This window comes from Mesorhizobium sp. M1088, from assembly GCF_040318575.1.
Lineage (GTDB): Bacteria > Pseudomonadota > Alphaproteobacteria > Rhizobiales > Rhizobiaceae > Mesorhizobium.
The window spans coordinates 36,343-53,249 of sequence record NZ_JAMYMO010000015.1; the positions used below are offsets into that span (position 1 = coordinate 36,343).

The following is a 16,907-nucleotide window of genomic DNA, read 5'->3' on the forward strand; positions in this document are numbered from 1 at the left end:
ACTGCCAAAACGGCCGAAATACCCCACCCGATGACCGTCCACGAAATTGACGTCATGTTCTATGCCCCCAACCGCACAATTAGTGTTGCGGTTAAACATGATTGTTCATTTGCCCCCCTAGCCGAAAGGCTTATTCTTCTGCAAAGACGCTCCCTTAATTCGGGCCGCAGATCTTCTCTAACACCAGTCCGAGCACCTAAGGACTATCCGCAGGCGGGGATTCCCCGATCTCTTGCCTCTTGTCGGGAACAGGTTTCGACAGCAAACCCGTTCGACCAGATGGTAACTTGGTCACTTCCGCCTACCCCCTTGTAGCAGCTGCCGTCGACCGGCGAAGGCTCTTTCAACCCAGTTGCCTGAGAGCGCCTGAAAGCCAACACCGAAGCGCAATGAAGCATGAGCTCCGTTATCATGTGATCATCAAGCTGATTGGAACTCAGAGCCTCCTTGATCCTGGAAATCTGGTCAGGGGGGCCTATGTCCTCTGCACCGACACTGACCAACGCTTGAAAATGTAGGCGTTCCTGACTCTTTGTCTTCTTGTCGTTTTTGGTACGCGACTTGGCTTTGTCAGCTTTCTGCGCTTCGGGAACTGTTTTCCTTGATTTTCCCATCGAACAACACCTTCACTGGAGGGGACTGACCAGGCCTCTGAGCCCGGTCTGAAGCTGAGTATTGAGATGCGTAGCCTCGGCCAAAGGCGTAAGGCCCGTTGGCCTTCCCTTGACCGATTTATCAAGCGGGCCGAACGTGAACACGAGTTCGTGGGTCCGGTCGCGATTTGTGCTGAAGAATGTTCCGGAGGGGTTCACACTCGCCCGAACGAGCTTCCAGGTCGGCGTGATCGAACCGGAAGTGACGATCTTGAAGGACACGGTTTGCGAAAGCACGTTTTTCTGTCCGGTGATCGGCACGCTGGATCCCGGGCTGTCAGCAACATTGAGTATCGTGGCGCCGATGCGACCTTCAAGAAGTGAGGACAGCTTCAAGTCACTGTCGACAAGGAGGGAGCCTTCCTTGTTTCCAAGGGGGTCGCGGCACCCTCTTTTAGTGGAGTCGACGGAGAAAAACTGGGGCCTGTACAAATCCGCCACAGTGAAAAAGACGTTCGTCTTTTGCAGACGGGTCGCTTCAGCGGAACCTGCTAGTCCAGCAGCCGCAGTGAATATCGATGAAGGGCCCGAAGGTGGAGTAAGAAGGACCGTCGGGTTCACCGATGTCTTTTCGACAACCGTGAGGTTGATGGCGACCTCAACGCCCCAGTTGTTGAGGAAATCGGTATAGGTCTGTTGTGTCTTTCGATATTTTGCGTCTCTTCTGTCATTCTCTATCACTTGCGTTATGGTGTAACTAAGCTCGCAGCCAACGCTTCTGATGATCGTGCTGATCATGTCGCTTTCTTTAAGCGTGTTTGCGTTGGGCCATTCGCGAGTGCTCGGAACGTACGTTCCGCAGTCGGCAAGGGCAAGGCAGAAGACAGACGTCAGCACGCAGCGCCAGAAGCACATAGATACCATCCCCAATGCTCAGACTTAAAAATGTATAAGCTTTTCGGGAAGGGACATAATTCCCTCCTCGACTTACCCCCTATGCTCAGCCGTAGCCTTCTAATGATAAAATCTAAATGCCCGCTTCGGCGATAAAGAAGGTAGATGCGATTCCAATGAAATCCTTGTGCCTGAACGGCACTCGATGACGGAAAAGTTTATGAAGCCCCCTAGCCTCTTCTAGGCCATCATCACTCAAGTGTGTGATATTGGCAATATAGCTCCGCAGCGATTGTCGTTGCCGGAGTTATTTTTTCTAATTCTGGTCACAACTGTTGGCAGCGTCGCGTTTAGCCCCGAAGGCTCTGACTTTCGGATTCTTCGACTTCTGGTTGGCGCATCGCGGAAACGACGACGCCGCTACTGTACCGACAAGAAACCGGCAAGATGCACATCGCGGCTTGGATAGCTTGTTTCGGCGCCCTCGAAGCGGTTGAGGAGGCGCGTTTGCCCCCGGCAGCGTTCATCCATGCAGCGATCGAGCCAGCCATTCTGGTGACGAGATTCCCGGGGTGAGTGCCGTCGCGTTTCGTTCTCCGTTTCCTTGCCCTAAACCTAGTTTAACGGACGCTGCCAAGTTCCCCACGTAAAGTAAAAGGAAGCGGGCCGACACCTCTTGGGGGCGGGTGGGGAAGGAAGCTTATGGGGGCCGTCGGCCTAGCGGGTTGGGGTCCGCCACCGTGAAAGATACCAGGGTTGGCTATTCCAAATAATTGCGCGATCGCGGGAGGTCTGGCTAAACCTTAGCTTTCCGCTTCGCTGGCCCCTTCTTAACCGATGCACCAGGTTTCCGACCTAATCCGATCGATTTCGCCAGTTCCGATCTCTGTGCGGCATAGTTTGGCGCCACCATCGGATAATCTCTGGCAAGTCCCCATTTGGACCGGTATTCGTCGGGTGTCATTCCAAGCAAGCCCAAGTGGCGCTTCATCGACTTGAATTGGCGACCGTTTTCCAGAGAAATAATGTAGTCGGGAAACACCGACCTTTTCGGATTGACCGCGGGTGTTTGAGCTGGCGCCTCGACGACCGCCGGCTTCCGAAGCGCCGAGAGGGCGGAATTCACAGAAGCAATGAGGTCAGGCAGTCCCGCAACCGGGACAGAGTTGTTCTGGACAAACGCGGCGACGATATCCGCAGTCAATTCAATCAATTCAGCATCACGCCGATCGGCTTCTTCAGTCAATGGTTCGAACTCCTTTGTTGCCTCTCGTTCGTATTGAGGAAAGTCCGACGGTGCAAGGAAATCAGCAGCCTAATCAGCTTTCCAAAGGCTGAAAGTCTGGACGGGGGAAGGACTTGCATCAGCTTTGTCGCCCCTTCCACAACTACTTTCCGTGAAAGTACATCTCTATCGTCCAGCTTGGGCGCCCTGCTCCAATCGCTATGTCCACGATGGATCTGAATCAGATTTTTCGCCTGGGCCCCCGGCCAGACTCTCACAGACGGAACTGTGCATGGCGGGAATGAGAGGCGAATCAATCGGATTGCAGGTGTCGGGATCGAGCCCATCCGCGCGTCCTTATATAGACTCGTCAGCAAGACGAAGTCATGCGCAGCTGGCTCAAGCGATTGCTGTCCGTCCGAAAAATTCGGGCAATGATCTATCCCCTGCAATAAGCACGATACGAAGAGGTTGGGCCGCAGGGTCGAATGTCGCGCGCAGGAGCTTCCTCAGAAAACTGGACAGTTGCCCGCAGTATCATGGTGCCTCGCCCATCTCTCCCTGATCTTTTAGCAAGCGTTCCCAGAAGAATCGCGCTTGATAAGCAGTTACAGCAAGCGTCGTTACACCGAGGAACGTCAAATCGTCCTTCCCGCTAATCAGTTTAAGAATTGGAATCAGGGTTAGCGGGGCGCAGCAAAGCGGAGGCAGGAAACTCGCAACGGTAAATCTTGCGGTGCCACCGCCTTTAAAATAGACGCTCCCCAGATACCGCTCCTATGGTCCCAATCAGAACAGCTACCAGATTGATGACATCGCTGGTCGCACCGATAGCTTCATTCGAGGGAAGCAAGAAGGGACTGACGAAAGCGCCACCAGCGAGGTAACATATTTCAGAGAAATAAGATCACCGCTCCGACTGTGACGGCCTTTTGCAAGACCTTCATCGGTGAGAGCGTCAAAATCACAACCGCCAAAGCGACCGATGCGACAAAGACGACGAGCGAAATCATATTACTGCTCCTATCCACCTAAGGCCGCAGGTTCTCGAAATGATAGAAGTTGGCCGTATCAATCTCAGGGCGACAAAAGCTGCTGTACCCTGGCTAAGGTTTGCGCAGGTTCCATGGCCGAGATGATTTCTGTCGGCTCGCCACTCGTGTGGAACGGCGTCATAAATTTGATCGGGGTTCCGTTGATTTCTGTTAACTGGCCGCTCCAAGCCAGTGAATAGAGCTTCTTCAGGTCGGCAGTGTCGTCTGCGGTCAACTTACTGTCCGCGCCGTAGTTCATGATGCTGAACTTCTTATGCGTCCCAAAAATGATGGAGGGCCAAGCGGTCTCACTGACCTGCGCGAAAAAATGCCTAAGGCCAAAAATGTGACCGATTTCGTGAACTAAGGTCTCAACCTGCTCTGTCGGGTCTTGTCCGAATATCTTGGGATAGATAGTCACGACGTGCCGACCGCCGTCGGGGAAGAACGCGCTGGCCAGTACGCAACCGTTGACGTCGCAGTCGTCGCTGTGTTTCACCACAATCTCGAAATCCCAGGCGTCGTCTCGCTGCGCGAACTTGATTGGCACTGCATCGCCCCAAGCAAGAATGGCCTTCGCGAACAAATCCTCAACTTGAGCCTTGACTTTGGCGGGATCTGCAAACGATTGCACGGAGCTCTCACGGAACTTCCAGCGCAGCGTTGTTCCTTTTGCCCACAAAGGAATAAAGCCTTCTGAGGCGTCGACGACGATTTCTAACGGGGATTTGCCCTTTGGGGTCTTGTGCCCGCGTTCTTCGGTGTCGCAGCGGACACCCTCGCGGATGACGTGGACAAGGGGCTTGGTATTGCGCTCGGCGGCTTTATCGTCCCGGAGTTCCGGCGAAACGCTGGCTTTGGTGGACTTCGCGGGCGATAGTGTCGTTTCTTTTGTCCGTGCCATATGAAAGTTTCTCCCCATCCGTGATGAAACGCATTCGGCGATCTTGGCCGCCGAGTTCCCGACTTGCAGCGCCCCGCTAAACCCTTTTACGCTGGGACATTCTTAAACCAGCTTGCCCGCGTCCCGGGCAAAGCCTGCCCGTGGTCTTCCATTGCTGAAGGCGCAGCGTCCGGTTCGGGGCCGTAAATAATCCTTAAGGCCGCTTGCATCGTCGGCACATCCAAGACCCGTCCCGAGTGACCAGGATGATTGTGCCCAGCGTGATGGGTTGGGGATGATGACGCACGCGCTCCCTCCCATGGCTCGTCGTTCTTCACCCAAGTCCCGTCGACCGCGAACCATTCCACACCGTCAAGGGTCATTGGCTTGACCACTCCAGGTCGCACAGCTTCGTGGGCGCGGTACCAGTCGTTGATGCGGTCATCGACCCACCCGTGCAGCCGCCAAAAAATCGGATTAATATGGGATGAAAAAGTCTCGCCTAGATAGTCGTACTCGGGATCCAGCCATTTTTCATCGAAGTCTAGTGCGTCGCGGCCGTTGGGAAGCGGCAAACCGCGCTTGGCCACATCACCGGTAGGGTCGCGGGTCACCGAGGTCCACCGCATATGCATCCAATTGTGGATGGTGAACTCAATCCGTGAACCAAGCTCGCCGAGCGACAGGGAGGCGAGGTAGTCCGCGGAGGTATAAAGCGCCTCCCATGCCTGGAATCGGCCATAAAGCGTTGAGGTTTTCCTCAATTCGAACAGCCAATTCGTCGTGTCAGGGTCACCCGGCACGAGCCACGCTGGCGGCAGGGAGTATCCGTCGAGATTGCCAATCTGCGACGCCTTCGTTTCGGGCGCAAACGACGAGGGGAACTGCTGCTGCGGCAGACGTCGCCAGGTCCCGACAGAGGGATCCATAGCTCGAACCTCCTTCACCATGCGCCGGTGCATGTAGAAAAAATCTTCGCCCGAACCGTTGGCAAGTCGATCGGCCGACAGACTTGCTCGCTCTTTGGTTTTTGGGCCAGGCTGCCAACCGGTTGCGCGCAGAGCCTCCTTCTTGGGGTCGCTCAGGTTGTCCCATGTGTCGCGCGAAGCGTGCCAAAGCGCATGATGGTAGCGATGCTCTGCCGAGCTCATCATGTCGATGATGCTTTTCACTAGGGGTATCGTTTTGCGTGGTTCAAGGAAATCCGACTTGACCGCGACAAAAGAGAACACTGAACCCGCCGGCGCTCCATTATGGGCCACGGTGCGCGTCACGGTCCCTACGATCGTTGGGCGATTGCGCGGCGCGTCCGGCCACTCGGGGGATAGGTAGCCCCGGTAGTCGTAGGTCCAGCCGTCATACTCGGATTGAGGCTTGCCCTTGGCACGCCAGCTGATCACCGCAGGGTTGCCAGGTATAACGGTGCCTTCAACGAGTAAGTAGGGTTCGGTACCTACACAAAGTTCTGGGCGCTCCCCCAATAAACCATAGATGTGCCCGTCCTCGCTAACTTCGAGGGATAGTTCGGCTTCCCAGACTGTCAGTTTGCCAAAATCGCCAACATTCCCCGGGACATTTAGAAAGCTACGGTACGTCCAGATGCCAGGGATATCTAGATTGATACCCATCGACGCCCCCCACCCCTTCATTTCCGCTTCCTTATATTAGCAATAAAGCTTGGCGAGTCGACTCCTATTTGTCGTAATGTCGAAGTTGGCGGGTGCACCTTGAACAAATCAGCGCACTAGATTCAGTTAAGACCCCATATGAATTTGCGAATGAGCGTCATCGAGGGTTTTCTCTGAAATCGACATGTATGATGAGCGAGCTCCAAACGTCCGGGAGTAGCGCGAGAACAGCTGAAGCCGGCGTGTCTGCAAACGCTCAGGCGGGTGGAGGCCGTCTCGGATTCGGAAGCGGCTGTTGTGTTGCGGTCCTTGCCGACGACGACTGTCCATACCACCGTCTTCATGTTGTCATAGATGGCTTGGGTCTTGATTTTCATTGGGACTCGTTCTTTAGTTATGTTCGAGGGCTAATACGTTTTCTGCAGAATAAACTGCGTTCAGACCTTGCGTTTGGCGTGAGTATTGTGGCGGACCGCAAGGCTTACGGGGTCGAGCATTTATGCGCGATCGTATGCCAGGAGATGCTTAGCTGGATTGACGAGATGTCGGTCCACGAGATCGTCTAACGTTAATGTTTTTTTCACGCAGGCGGCGATTACTGCGGCGCACCGCGGACCGCCTTCCCAAGAAACACCCAAGCATTCGGACCTGATTTCACTGCGATGCCTATCGAAGAAGCGAATAAAACGCGTAGGCTTCAGCGTCATCCGGATCGTCCGCGGGGTCTACAACGGCTACAGAAGGTTTAAGTACGACTTGCAAGGAGTGAAGCCAGACGAGCAGTTCTTTCGGGACCGCCAGTGGTGCGACTTTGATATCTGCCTCCAAAAATTCTATCCCCCTACAACGGGAGTGGCCCTCGGGCGCAGATCTATATGGAAAATGTCAATGCATTCACCGAATATTGCGCAGCCGTGACCGGCGACTGACGCACACTTACGTTCCGGGATCATGGGTGGGGAAATGGCAAGGGCTGCAGCTACAAAGAGAACCTTCGACACACTGCCTGACACGATTGACTTCCGAGATGCAATCTTTACGCCGACACTTATCCGTGTCGCACCCGAAAGTGATATCAGCGCCTATTATGGCCTTGGCATACCCGTCCTGGATCAGGGCCGAGAAGGCGCATGCACCGGCTTCGGTTTGGCGACGGTCGCAAACTATCTCCTGAGGGTCCGAGAAAGGAATCCGGCGGCCGACGAAGTAAGTGCCTGGATGCTTTACGCGATGGCCAAGCGTTATGATGAGTGGCCCGGGCAAAATTACGAGGGATCCAGTGCGAGGGGAGCCATGAAGGGATGGTTCAAGCACGGTCTTTGCGCTTATGCGCTCTGGAAGGAACGCGATCCCGATCCCACTGTTGAGGAAAAGCGGTCTGCGGACGCGCTTGCTCGTCCGCTCGGCGCTTATTTTCGCGTGAATCACAAAGACCTCGTCGGCATGCACGCGGCGATTAACGAAACCGGCATTTTGTATGCCACGGCGCGCGTTCACGACGGATGGCAGTCGGTCAAGCCGGAACAGGAGAATATTGAATATCGTCCCGGGCAGATTGGCGGGCACGCCTTTGCGATCGTAGGTTACAATCGCCGAGGCTTCTGGGTTCAAAACAGCTGGGGGGAAAAGTGGGGCGCAAAAGGGCTGGCAAACCTGTCCTACACGGACTGGCTCGCGAACGGCACAGACGTATGGGTCGCGTCACTCGGCGCACCCGTCGACCTGACCTCGTCGCTTGCTACCGCAAACATGAGAGCGGACGCTCCGCGCAGCTACCAAAGCCAGGTTTATGCAGACCTTCGTCCATACATCATCACGTCGAAGAACAATGGTGTCTTGGACGACAAGGGCACCTATGGCTTAACCCCTGCTGGGTTGAAAACTCTGATAACTGAGCGGATGCCGCGCGCCATGTCTTCATGGCAAACTAGGCGTGTGCTGCTCTATGCTCACGGCGGTTTGGTCGGTCAGGACGCTGCGGTGCAAACGGTTTCAAGCAATCTCGCGCCGTTGCTTCAATCGCAGGTCTATCCTCTCTCATTCATCTGGCGCTCGGACGTTTGGACGACTTTGTCAAACATATTGAGGGACGCAATTGGGCGTCGGCGGGACGAAGGCCTCCTGGACAAAGCCAAAGATTTCATGCTCGACAGGCTAGACGACACTCTGGAGGTCGGCGCGCGAAACCTCGGAGGTAAAGCGCTGTGGGACGAGATGAAAGAAAACGCGCGGATGGCGACGGAAGAGAAACTTGGCTCGGCGAACTTGGTAACCGACCATCTCATCAAGCTCCACAAGGACGGTGAGATTGATGAGGTCCATCTCGTCGGACATAGCGCCGGATCGATATTTCATGCCCCGGTCGTTTCAAAATTCGCCAAGGCCAAAATCCCCTTAAAAACTGTCAGTCTTTGGGCGCCTGCGTGCACAGTCGCGCTCTTCAATGAGACCTATTTGCCAGCGCTCAAGAAGGGAATGATCGAGAAATTCGATCTTTATACGCTTGACGACCCAACGGAGCAGGACGACGATTGCGCCGGCATCTATCATAAGTCGCTGCTTTATCTTGTCAGCAACGCGTTTGAAACAACACCTCACATCCCTGCTCTAAAGGACGGAGTTCCTATCCTCGGCATGGAAAGATTTGCCAAAGATGCGCTGGGGACGCTATTCGACGGAACAACCAAGCAGTGGAATTTAGCTCCGGGTCCAGCCTCTAAAGCAAGGCACCACGGCGATTTCGATAACGACGAAGGGACATTACTGTCAACGCTGCATCGAGTGCTCGATGGTTCCGTAACCAAGATAGCCAAGGATCTCGCGAAGCGTAGGCCGACTGGCTCCAACATACAAAAGCGAGAATTCAGGCAGTCCCTCGACCAAAAGCTCGGCCAGCCTTCCGCAGCGAAGTGAAGCCCATGCTTCCTAAGTCCCGGTGGGCCAGTCCGTCTACGCTGATACGCCTGGATAGGTTACGGAGTTCAGAGCTCACGGAGCTTACTCTCCACGAACCGCAACACTTGGTGGCCACCTGCCTGCGGCTTCCCGCTCGCTGTGATCGTCGACTATGGATCGGCAAGAAGCGGGGGGCCGCCTCGGCTTACATTGAGCTTTGCCGCTAGGCGGGTCTTTCAACCGCGAAAGAAATCCATCAGATTGGCCCGTGGTGAGCGCGCGGTCTCCGCGCCGGCAGCGCCAGAGATTACTTTCTGTAGTATGAGAGGGGTCAAGAGTCCAATTTGGAATGCCGTCAATGCCTGCGCTTGGCTTCCAAAATTCAACCAAGTAAAAGCACCCGAGACAAATATCATCAGCGCTGTGATAATCCAGTACGGTGCACTTTTTAGATACTCTGGAAACCGTGGATTTGTCTTTAGGCCATACCAATGAACAAGCTCGGCGACGAAGCCCCCAAAAAGGCCAACCAGGAAAACGCTCAGCGCAGTGGTCAACGCTACTCCGCCACTCATGTCCAATCCTCCAGTTCGACTGCCAACCAGTCCAGATATGTTTGTAGTATAGCTGCCGATCGCTTTTCCAGTCCCATCTACATGAGTTCGCGGTCTCGGCTGCGTTATTCTGTGGAGGGAGCCTTTTCCTTGGCCAATGCAATTGCCGTTCTCTCTTCCAGCGATCCGCCCACCGGTCTCCATGATGAGGATCTTACGCGCAAGTCGCTGGAGACCATGTTTCGAGACATAGGGTCCAGGGAGGGGCAGCAAGCATGCGAACTCATTCTGGTGCTCTCGGGTCATGGTGACCAGACTGGGGAAGAGACTTGGTTCTGTACCTATGACGCTCGTCCTGATGGGATTGACCTGGCGGGCAGCGATCTTGCCGATCTGGTCATGCTTGCCAGACCGGCCAAGGTATCGGCGGTACTTGACTTCTGCCATGCCGGCGGCGTCGCGCAAGATTTTCAAGCGTCCTTGTCAAAACAAATTGGCCACGAAAATGTCCTGATCCTTGCTGGCGCATCCACGCGGCAACTGGCCTACGAGCACCCTGCCCTTGGCAGGGGTTTGTTCACGATCGCGCTGCACGAGGCACTCGTCGACAAGAGACTGTTCGCGCTCGCCGGACTGCGCAAATCCACAATAGCAACGCCGTTTGGCGTATCGCTATCGAGTGACCTGTCGCGGCTTCTTGTGTTCGCAAGGGAGCGCACCGAACAGCTCGCCTATCTATTTGCGGGCGGTCGCATGCAGACGCCGGAGCTGCATGGCGCTGGCCATCTTGAGCTTTCCTGGTCTGATGCAACAATCGGTCCTCCTTCTGCACCGGAACCGCGACGAGCGCTGGCCGGCAGAATCAGACGTGTGTTTGGCTGGGGTGTAACGATCGCCGCTACAATCGGCCTGTTGCTTTACTTCCTGCAGTACCACATCGCTGTTCAGCCGAACGGCTGGATCGAGTTGCGGCCCGGCCCGGCCTGGATGTCCTCGTTGCTTCCCGTTGCGGTAGGATCGGGTGTCCAGTTGGCAGTCGCAGTCGACGATCTTGAGCCCGCTTCGCCTCGCTGGGACGAGGAGCGGATCAACGCCCGAACCGCCCTGATGCGCGGCGGCCTAGGCGGGCTGGTCAATCACCCGGTAGGTGATCAAGAAAACTGGGAGTTTCGGCTGACATCCGAATTATCCAAGGAAGCTGCCCGCCGAATGGATTTCGTCTCGTCACGCATTGACATGACCAGTATCTGCGAGGCGACAAACATTCGGCGCGATCGAATCCGCGAATATCAGTTTGCACTCGAAGCTGCGTTGCTCGATCGGGCACGGTCCTGCCCCCCTACTTATTTTCTTTTGAATGGCCCCGAGATCGTCGACCTCTACGCCGTCGAAGACGTGCAGACGATCGCCGACTACGGGCTTTCGGGGCTTTCCGACCAGGCAATACGGACTTATTTGGCGGGCCTTGCCTTGGCCTATCGTGAGCTCGGGGATGAGGACACGAGGCGACGCTCACTGGAAGCGGCAGTATTGTTGATCTCCGTTCGCGCTGAACGCGGAGCGGTCAAATCGGCGGATTGGCTTGCCTTATTGCGATTCGTCGAGGAGATAGCACGAAGCCCCAAGCTTGCCGTCGCACCTAACACCGCAGTGTTTCCGCGTCTGGCCAAGTGCGGAATGAGTTGGTGTGAACTGTCGATGAAAATTGTCGAATATTTTGCCGCGGGCCCGGAAGCCTCCGGCATGGGCAGCGCGGCAGGCTTGATGATGTGGCTGATGGCGAAAGACTCTGAGAGACAGGCGGCGGAAGGGGACGCCACTCGTTCATGGTCGCTCCCGCCCCTCCTGTTGCTTGCTCGCCGCGGCGAACTCGACGAACGAGACCTCGACCTGATCATTCGGCGTTTTGGCTTGTTCGTCCTTAATGGCGAGATGTTCTATCCAGACGCCATCTGGTTGCCGAGATTTGCGCGCGTGGTTCCCCTCAGCAAAGAGTGGACCGCTGCGCTGTGGAACTGTGCGCTTGACACAACAGGCAAAGACCCGCGCTGCCTCCCTCTCGATTCTGGTTTAGCTGCACGCGTGCTTGCCGCGCAGGGTCGCTTCCTCAGCACCGCGGCATTGGCCCGACTGGTCTCGCGACTCGACGATAGCATCAAGGATGAGCGCGATATCGCGGCGTATGCATCCGAAATGATCGACCTTGCATGCTGGGCGCCCATGCCCGATCGCTGGGTCTCAGGTCTGGAAAGAGGCGTCGCCTACGACGTACAGATAGCGCCGCCGCGCGCTGCCGATCCACTGACAGGCGTACAAATCATCGAAGTCACCGACGTCTCCGTAGCGCAGGCGCTGTCCGCGTCGCTGAAGAGCGATCACGGCAGCACGTCGGCGACAATCGACCTGCTCAAAAGGTACGCGTCCAACCACTTGTCCTATGCGGGCCTTGACATCGTCTATCGCGCGCTGGCGCACAAGCTGCGACAGATGGACGATCCAACCGGCCTTGACCTCGTGCGTTCGCTCCAGGACTCGAAATCGGATACACAGGCACGGGCAGTTCTCCTACGCGCCCTGTCGATCGCAACGAAGCTCGACGGGCTAAAAGACGCTCGTATCGTAGAGGGTCCCCGTTTCTGGCGTCTCGATGCGGTCCTAGCAGCGCGCAAGCAGCTTGGCGATTACCAGTTTGAACTGGATCATTTCTGCGAATAGTGGCCTGCTGCCGGTTTTTCGGGCACGCTGTTAAATTAAGCTAGCATGGCTTTCTCCTCGAACTCGATGGGCTCAGATAGCCTCGAGCGGCGTAGCCGAAGATTTTAAAAGAGTCGCGGACGGCCACGTTGAGGCGGCTCTGGCCTTTATCCGGCATCTCGAGAATGGAGCGCGTGGGTGCGGATCACCCACGTCGGTCCAGACGAGATATTCCATCGCTATCGGACACCCAAATGGGCTTCCTACCACGAGTGGCTCAGGAGCATCGAAACGCATTACCTGTCCCGCGGGCCTCAGACGGCGTTGGAGGAATACAAGGCAGGCCGCTAGCATTACCCCGTCTCGCGACCCTTGCCGCCCACAAGATCACGCTTTCCGAGATCGCCGTTTTTTCGGAGGGATTCGACCCGCCTGCGATGATCGACTCGCTGGATCCAGCTGAGATCGAACTCTGATTTGCCGATAGCGCATTTCGTAGCCATTGGCTGACGAATGCAATCTCGATTCTCGTATTGAAATCGACGATGGCGATGAAGCAGATTGTCGGTATCGTCAGCTTGACAATAGTGTTCTAGGTTCGCCGCCCATCAACAGAGAAGGTCGAACCTAATGACGACAACAAATGAAATCGCCGACAAGATCGCCGCCGAGCAGAACCTGACCAAGGCGCAGGCCAAGGCGGTCGTCGAAAGGGTGTTCAATGAGATTTCAGAGACGTTCGGGTGCGGAGACCAGCATTGCTGGCTTCGGCAAGTTCAAGGTGAAGGACACGCCGGCGCGCGAGGGCCGTAATCCTTCGACCGGCACCATGATCAAGATTGCGGCCTCCAAGAAGCTCTCCTTTACACCGGCGAAGGCGGTTAAGGATGCGCTGAACGGCTGACGTTCGCGCCGACACATCACAGAAATGAATCGATCCGGGTCCGGTGATTCAAACCAATCATTGGACGCCGGATTCCGGCTGCGCGATTCTGCTTGCCATGATCGCGCAGCAGTATCGCCTCTATATCGAACGCCGTGACGTGGGCCGGAACATGCCCCGCTTCTACGCGCTGTCGATCGAGGAAACCCTGTTCGGCCACGCCTGCCTGGTTCGCCGATGGGGGCGGATCGGAACGACCGGCCGCACCGTCCAGCATTCGTGTTCGACGATGAGCGGGAGGCCCTCGGGCTGTTTCTCGAGCTGTTGCACGGCAAGCGGCTGCGCGGCTAAGGGACTGTCCAAACCCGCCTTTCGGGATTCCAGGACGCAAACGGCACCTCGCGCATTACTTTTACCACCGAGCGAGAATATGGTGTTTGCACCTCCAGCCGATCCTGTTGGACGAGCAGGTACTTGGAAACGATAGGATCGAAGGCGTAGGCGTCGCGTCCTCTGCTGTCAGCATGCACGCTCGATCCGGCGAGTTCTTGCTCCATCCAACGATTGAAGCGCCGAGCCGCGATCTTTCCCGGGACAAACCAGGCCTTGAGTTCATAGCTCCAGCGAGCACGGGGAAAACTCTTCCGGAAGCGTTCGATGGTGGTCCGATCATAGGGGAACGACGCCGGTGCGCCCGTCGGGACATCGTCATTCGAAGTTGATCCATCCGTTCTCTTCACAATCATGGCGCCGCCGCCTCACGGCGTCTCTGGCAGGAGAACGCTTAGCAAGGGCGCAAGTGCCCTTGGCGTCGATGTCGGCGAGAAGTCCCATGTTGTAGGGGCCAAACGGACCTTTGGCTTAGTTCGCGAGGGCCTGGTCGACCAACCGTTCAAACCGTTTGATGTCGTCCGGCCCGATGGAAACGCCATGCCGCAGGGGCAGCATCAAGAGGCGCACGTCTTTGAATGCCTCGCGGTTCGCCCTGGTGATGTTTTCCTGCACAAAGGTCGGATAGTCCCAGAATGCGCGAGAACATATCAGGATTTTCACGTCGGTGTTTGCCAGGCTTGCGAGCAGCTCGTTGAAATCTACGCGGCGTTCCTCCAGCACATCATCATCGACCCCGTCCTCGTCCTGAAAACAGGAGTAGTGGATGACAAGAAGTCTTGGCTCAGTCCCGGTCCAAATCGACGAATTCGGCGTGTCAGTGCTCCAGTCCTGCGGCAGCCGCGGAGAAAAGCGCATGCTGATGCTGTTGTCATAGAGCAACTTTGCCAGCTTATCGAAAAGCAATTTGCCATAGCGATCAACTTCGCAATTGGCGACGACCACGTCGCCGGAGGTGATTTTCTCCTCAGGATCGTCAAAGAGCTCCTGATACCACCGGACGGCCAACCCATATGGCTGCGCTTCGAAATTAGCGGGCTTCACGATGCCGAAATGGTCTAGTTGCGCAAGTCCGGTGACACCGGTCGTGCAAAGCGTTGATGCGCTGTCCGGCGTGACCACTGTGACGCCTGTCCTCACCTCCCACCATAGGAATGGGACGGTCACGCCAACGGTCTCATAGCCGCACTCTGTTGGGATGCGGGCCACCATTCCCTCATCGATCCACTCGTCGCGCAGCGTGTCGAGAAAGGAATCCGGATCGTCGCTCTCGCCCAATTGCCAAAGGGTTTTGCTCGCGAATATGCCGCTTACCAAGTTTGCTATGCCAGCGCCGTTCATAGGCGTCCCCATGAGCAGGAGGTCCCTTGATGCGGTTGTCCGAGGTGATGCCCCCGCCTTCCTTCCGGCTTTCGACCAGAAGGTATCTACGCAGGACACGCCACCCAGGCTATGCGCGACAAAGAGCACGCTCGTGTACGGCTTGAGCGTGTCGTTCAGGTCAGTGGCGAGCTTGTCAGCGATATCCGTGATGCGCGGGCTGTCCCCGCCGAAATCCGTCACGATTGGATAAACCAGAATGTCGGCACGGTCGAAGACGTTGTCCTCATCATCGCGCATGAGGCTGGGCCAGAAGGCGCCGGTGATCGTATTTTTGAACGTGCCCTCGATGTCTGAGTTGATCCCGTTCACGAAGACGATCAGGCGACCGGAGGGAATGGGCGCTGGGTCGATCTCAGCGCTGAACACGTTGGTCTGGAACATCAGAAACAGGCAGACAACACTTAGCGCGCGATACATTGTGGCCCCTAGTCAATTTGTCATGGAAACTGCATAAGATTGAAGCCAACGGATTCTGGTTGCGCAAGCTATGCTGGCCGCCGCTTTGCCGCAAGACGTTCCGACTTGTGGTAGGTGCTAGCCCATTCCAATTCAGGGGGTCATTGATGCGTCGCCTATTTGTGCTTCTGAGCCTGTTGTTTTCGAGTCTGGCGGGCGCGGCTGCCGCGCGTGATATCAGCATTGCCACCTGGAATCTGGGTTGGCACATGGATCGCGCGACAGTCACGGACTGGATCGAAGCCTGCACCGCAACTTACGAGTTGGACCTGGCCACAAAAAGATACCGCCCATCGACACAGATCGGTGCGCAGTTCGGATGGGACATCAACGCATTCGATATAGAGGGTTGGGATGCCGCCCGCTTTCCTGTTTGCGATGTCTACGGAGCCAATAAGCAGGGAGTCGGATTTGCCACCGTCCGCGTCACACTCGCCGCGTACGAGCAACGCCGCACCCAAATACAAAATTTCATCGCGAACAGCGTTCCGGCCGATATCATCGCCTTTCAGGAAGTAAGCGGCAAAGAAGCTGTTCTTGAGGTTTTGCCAAACGGCGCTGCCGATTGGGAGGTCTGCTCCTTCACGACCTTCAAGGTCCAACGTCTTGCCATCGCATGGAAGAGGTCTCTGGGCAGCCAGATCGCTTGCGCGACCGAAGACCCTCTGACGCTCAAAGATGTCAGGCCACCCAAGGATCAGCCCCGGCCAGGGCTGTCCTTGGCCATCGATATCGGCGGAACGCGTCTGCAAGTCCTCAATGTGCATCTGAAATCGAGCTGCGTCTCCCCCATCGGTGGAAACCCACTGGCTGGAGATGCGTCCGCTTGCCAGATCCTGCACGACCAGATCGTCCCCCTAGAGACCTGGATCGACCGAGAGACGGCGGTCACCGACAAGACCATCCTGCTGGGCGACTTCAATCGCAACCTCTGGCACGAGCTTGAGGACTCCCGAGCGGTGCGAAGTGATGGCAGCGACCCTACAACCCCACTCCCCGCCGGCGTGCGCGTGAGCTCCCTGTTTGAGGAAGTCATCGACGGCAAGCCTGCATCGAGCGCCTTCACGATGCTCAAGGAGCTGTGTCCTCTCAATGAGGTTGGGAAGCTTCTGTGCGGGATGGGTGAGACGCGGGCACTTGATACGCCAGAAGTCGATGTCTTGAGGTTTCACACCTATCTTGGGTGCCGAAATCCCATCGGGCTCGACCACATCTTGCTGGGACCGGGCCTTATCCCTCGAGGTGATGCGACGCATACCTCGATTGGAAGACTCGGGGGGAGTCGTCATCCCAACAAAGACAATCCCGAGCCGCTGCTCGGCATCGCAGACCATTGCCCGTTGATCGCAAGTTTTAGCTTTTAGGTCTGAGAGACTCGGCGCGTTCTTCGCTTGG

The 16,907-nt window shown here is 56.3% G+C and carries 11 protein-coding genes and 1 pseudogene; 5 read left to right on the top strand and 7 right to left on the bottom strand.

From position 1 onward, the window contains the following. Positions 1–626: 626 nt before the first annotated feature. The 4 genes from NKH49_RS18940 to NKH49_RS18955 form a co-directional block, all read right to left on the bottom strand. Positions 627–1,391, bottom strand: coding sequence for a hypothetical protein (locus NKH49_RS18940; RefSeq protein WP_352642579.1), 765 nt, complete (start codon positions 1,389–1,391; stop codon positions 627–629). An 892-nt stretch (positions 1,392–2,283) separates the two neighbouring features. Next, the gene (locus tag NKH49_RS18945; protein ID WP_352642577.1) at positions 2,284–2,733 is read right to left on the bottom strand and encodes a Ros/MucR family transcriptional regulator; all 450 of its coding nucleotides are present in this window, start codon (positions 2,731–2,733) and stop codon (positions 2,284–2,286) included. A 1,056-nt stretch (positions 2,734–3,789) separates the two neighbouring features. Next, positions 3,790–4,650 (bottom strand): matrixin family metalloprotease, encoded by an 861-nt coding sequence (locus NKH49_RS18950; RefSeq protein WP_352642575.1) that lies wholly within the window; start codon positions 4,648–4,650, stop codon positions 3,790–3,792. Between the two features lie 86 nt (positions 4,651–4,736). Then, positions 4,737–6,257 (bottom strand): hypothetical protein, encoded by a 1,521-nt coding sequence (locus tag NKH49_RS18955; protein WP_352642573.1) that lies wholly within the window; start codon positions 6,255–6,257, stop codon positions 4,737–4,739. 963 nt (positions 6,258–7,220) lie between these two features. On the opposite strand from NKH49_RS18955, the gene NKH49_RS18960 reads away from it, so the two are divergent. Further along, entirely contained in the window at positions 7,221–9,170 is a 1,950-nt protein-coding gene (locus NKH49_RS18960) for a C1 family peptidase (protein ID WP_352927291.1), read from the top strand. Positions 9,171–9,388: 218 nt separating this feature from the next. Here NKH49_RS18960 and NKH49_RS18965 read toward each other — a convergent pair whose 3' ends face one another. Then, positions 9,389–9,709 (bottom strand): hypothetical protein, encoded by a 321-nt coding sequence (locus NKH49_RS18965; RefSeq protein WP_352642569.1) that lies wholly within the window; start codon positions 9,707–9,709, stop codon positions 9,389–9,391. Positions 9,710–9,856: 147 nt separating this feature from the next. On the opposite strand from NKH49_RS18965, the gene NKH49_RS18970 reads away from it, so the two are divergent. Together NKH49_RS18970 and NKH49_RS18975 are read left to right on the top strand one after the other, a co-directional pair. Further along, positions 9,857–12,421 (top strand): caspase family protein, encoded by a 2,565-nt coding sequence (locus tag NKH49_RS18970; RefSeq protein ID WP_352927294.1) that lies wholly within the window; start codon positions 9,857–9,859, stop codon positions 12,419–12,421. A 609-nt stretch (positions 12,422–13,030) separates the two neighbouring features. Next, positions 13,031–13,304 (top strand): annotated as a pseudogene (locus NKH49_RS18975) (HU family DNA-binding protein). A 16-nt stretch (positions 13,305–13,320) separates the two neighbouring features. On the opposite strand, the gene NKH49_RS18980 reads toward NKH49_RS18975, so the two are convergent. Beyond that, a complete protein-coding gene (locus NKH49_RS18980) occupies positions 13,321–13,560 on the bottom strand; it encodes a hypothetical protein (RefSeq protein ID WP_352642586.1) in 240 nt (79 codons plus the stop codon). Here NKH49_RS18980 and NKH49_RS18985 point away from each other — a divergent pair. Then, positions 13,456–13,770: a WGR domain-containing protein gene (locus NKH49_RS18985; protein WP_352828971.1), complete on the top strand. Its 315-nt coding sequence runs from the start codon at positions 13,456–13,458 to the stop codon at positions 13,768–13,770. The genes NKH49_RS18980 and NKH49_RS18985 overlap by 105 nt on opposite strands. A gap of 374 nt (positions 13,771–14,144) precedes the next feature. Here the strand turns inward: NKH49_RS18985 and NKH49_RS18990 are convergent, their stop codons facing one another. Beyond that, positions 14,145–15,473, bottom strand: a complete 1,329-nt coding sequence (locus NKH49_RS18990; protein WP_352642565.1) for a hypothetical protein — start codon at positions 15,471–15,473, stop codon at positions 14,145–14,147. 146 nt (positions 15,474–15,619) lie between these two features. Here NKH49_RS18990 and NKH49_RS18995 point away from each other — a divergent pair, with 146 nt between their 5' ends. Continuing rightward, on the top strand, positions 15,620–16,876 hold the full coding sequence (locus NKH49_RS18995) for an endonuclease/exonuclease/phosphatase family protein (protein ID WP_352927297.1): 1,257 nt from the start codon (positions 15,620–15,622) through the stop codon (positions 16,874–16,876). Positions 16,877–16,907: the final 31 nt, after the last annotated feature.

Excerpts from the sequence above, each read along its gene's own strand:
- NKH49_RS18940 (WP_352642579.1), bottom strand. The coding sequence starts at position 1,391 with ATGATCAGCACGATCATCAGAAGCGTTGGCTGCGAGCTTAGTTACACC.
- NKH49_RS18985 (WP_352828971.1), top strand. The coding sequence starts at position 13,456 with ATGCCCCGCTTCTACGCGCTGTCGATCGAGGAAACCCTGTTCGGCCAC.
- NKH49_RS18960 (WP_352927291.1), top strand. The coding sequence starts at position 7,221 with ATGGCAAGGGCTGCAGCTACAAAGAGAACCTTCGACACACTGCCTGAC.
- NKH49_RS18955 (WP_352642573.1), bottom strand. The coding sequence starts at position 6,257 with ATGGGTATCAATCTAGATATCCCTGGCATCTGGACGTACCGTAGCTTT.
- NKH49_RS18980 (WP_352642586.1), bottom strand. The coding sequence starts at position 13,560 with ATGCTGGACGGTGCGGCCGGTCGTTCCGATCCGCCCCCATCGGCGAAC.
- NKH49_RS18990 (WP_352642565.1), bottom strand. The coding sequence starts at position 15,473 with ATGTATCGCGCGCTAAGTGTTGTCTGCCTGTTTCTGATGTTCCAGACC.
- NKH49_RS18950 (WP_352642575.1), bottom strand. The coding sequence starts at position 4,650 with ATGGCACGGACAAAAGAAACGACACTATCGCCCGCGAAGTCCACCAAA.
- NKH49_RS18995 (WP_352927297.1), top strand. The coding sequence starts at position 15,620 with ATGCGTCGCCTATTTGTGCTTCTGAGCCTGTTGTTTTCGAGTCTGGCG.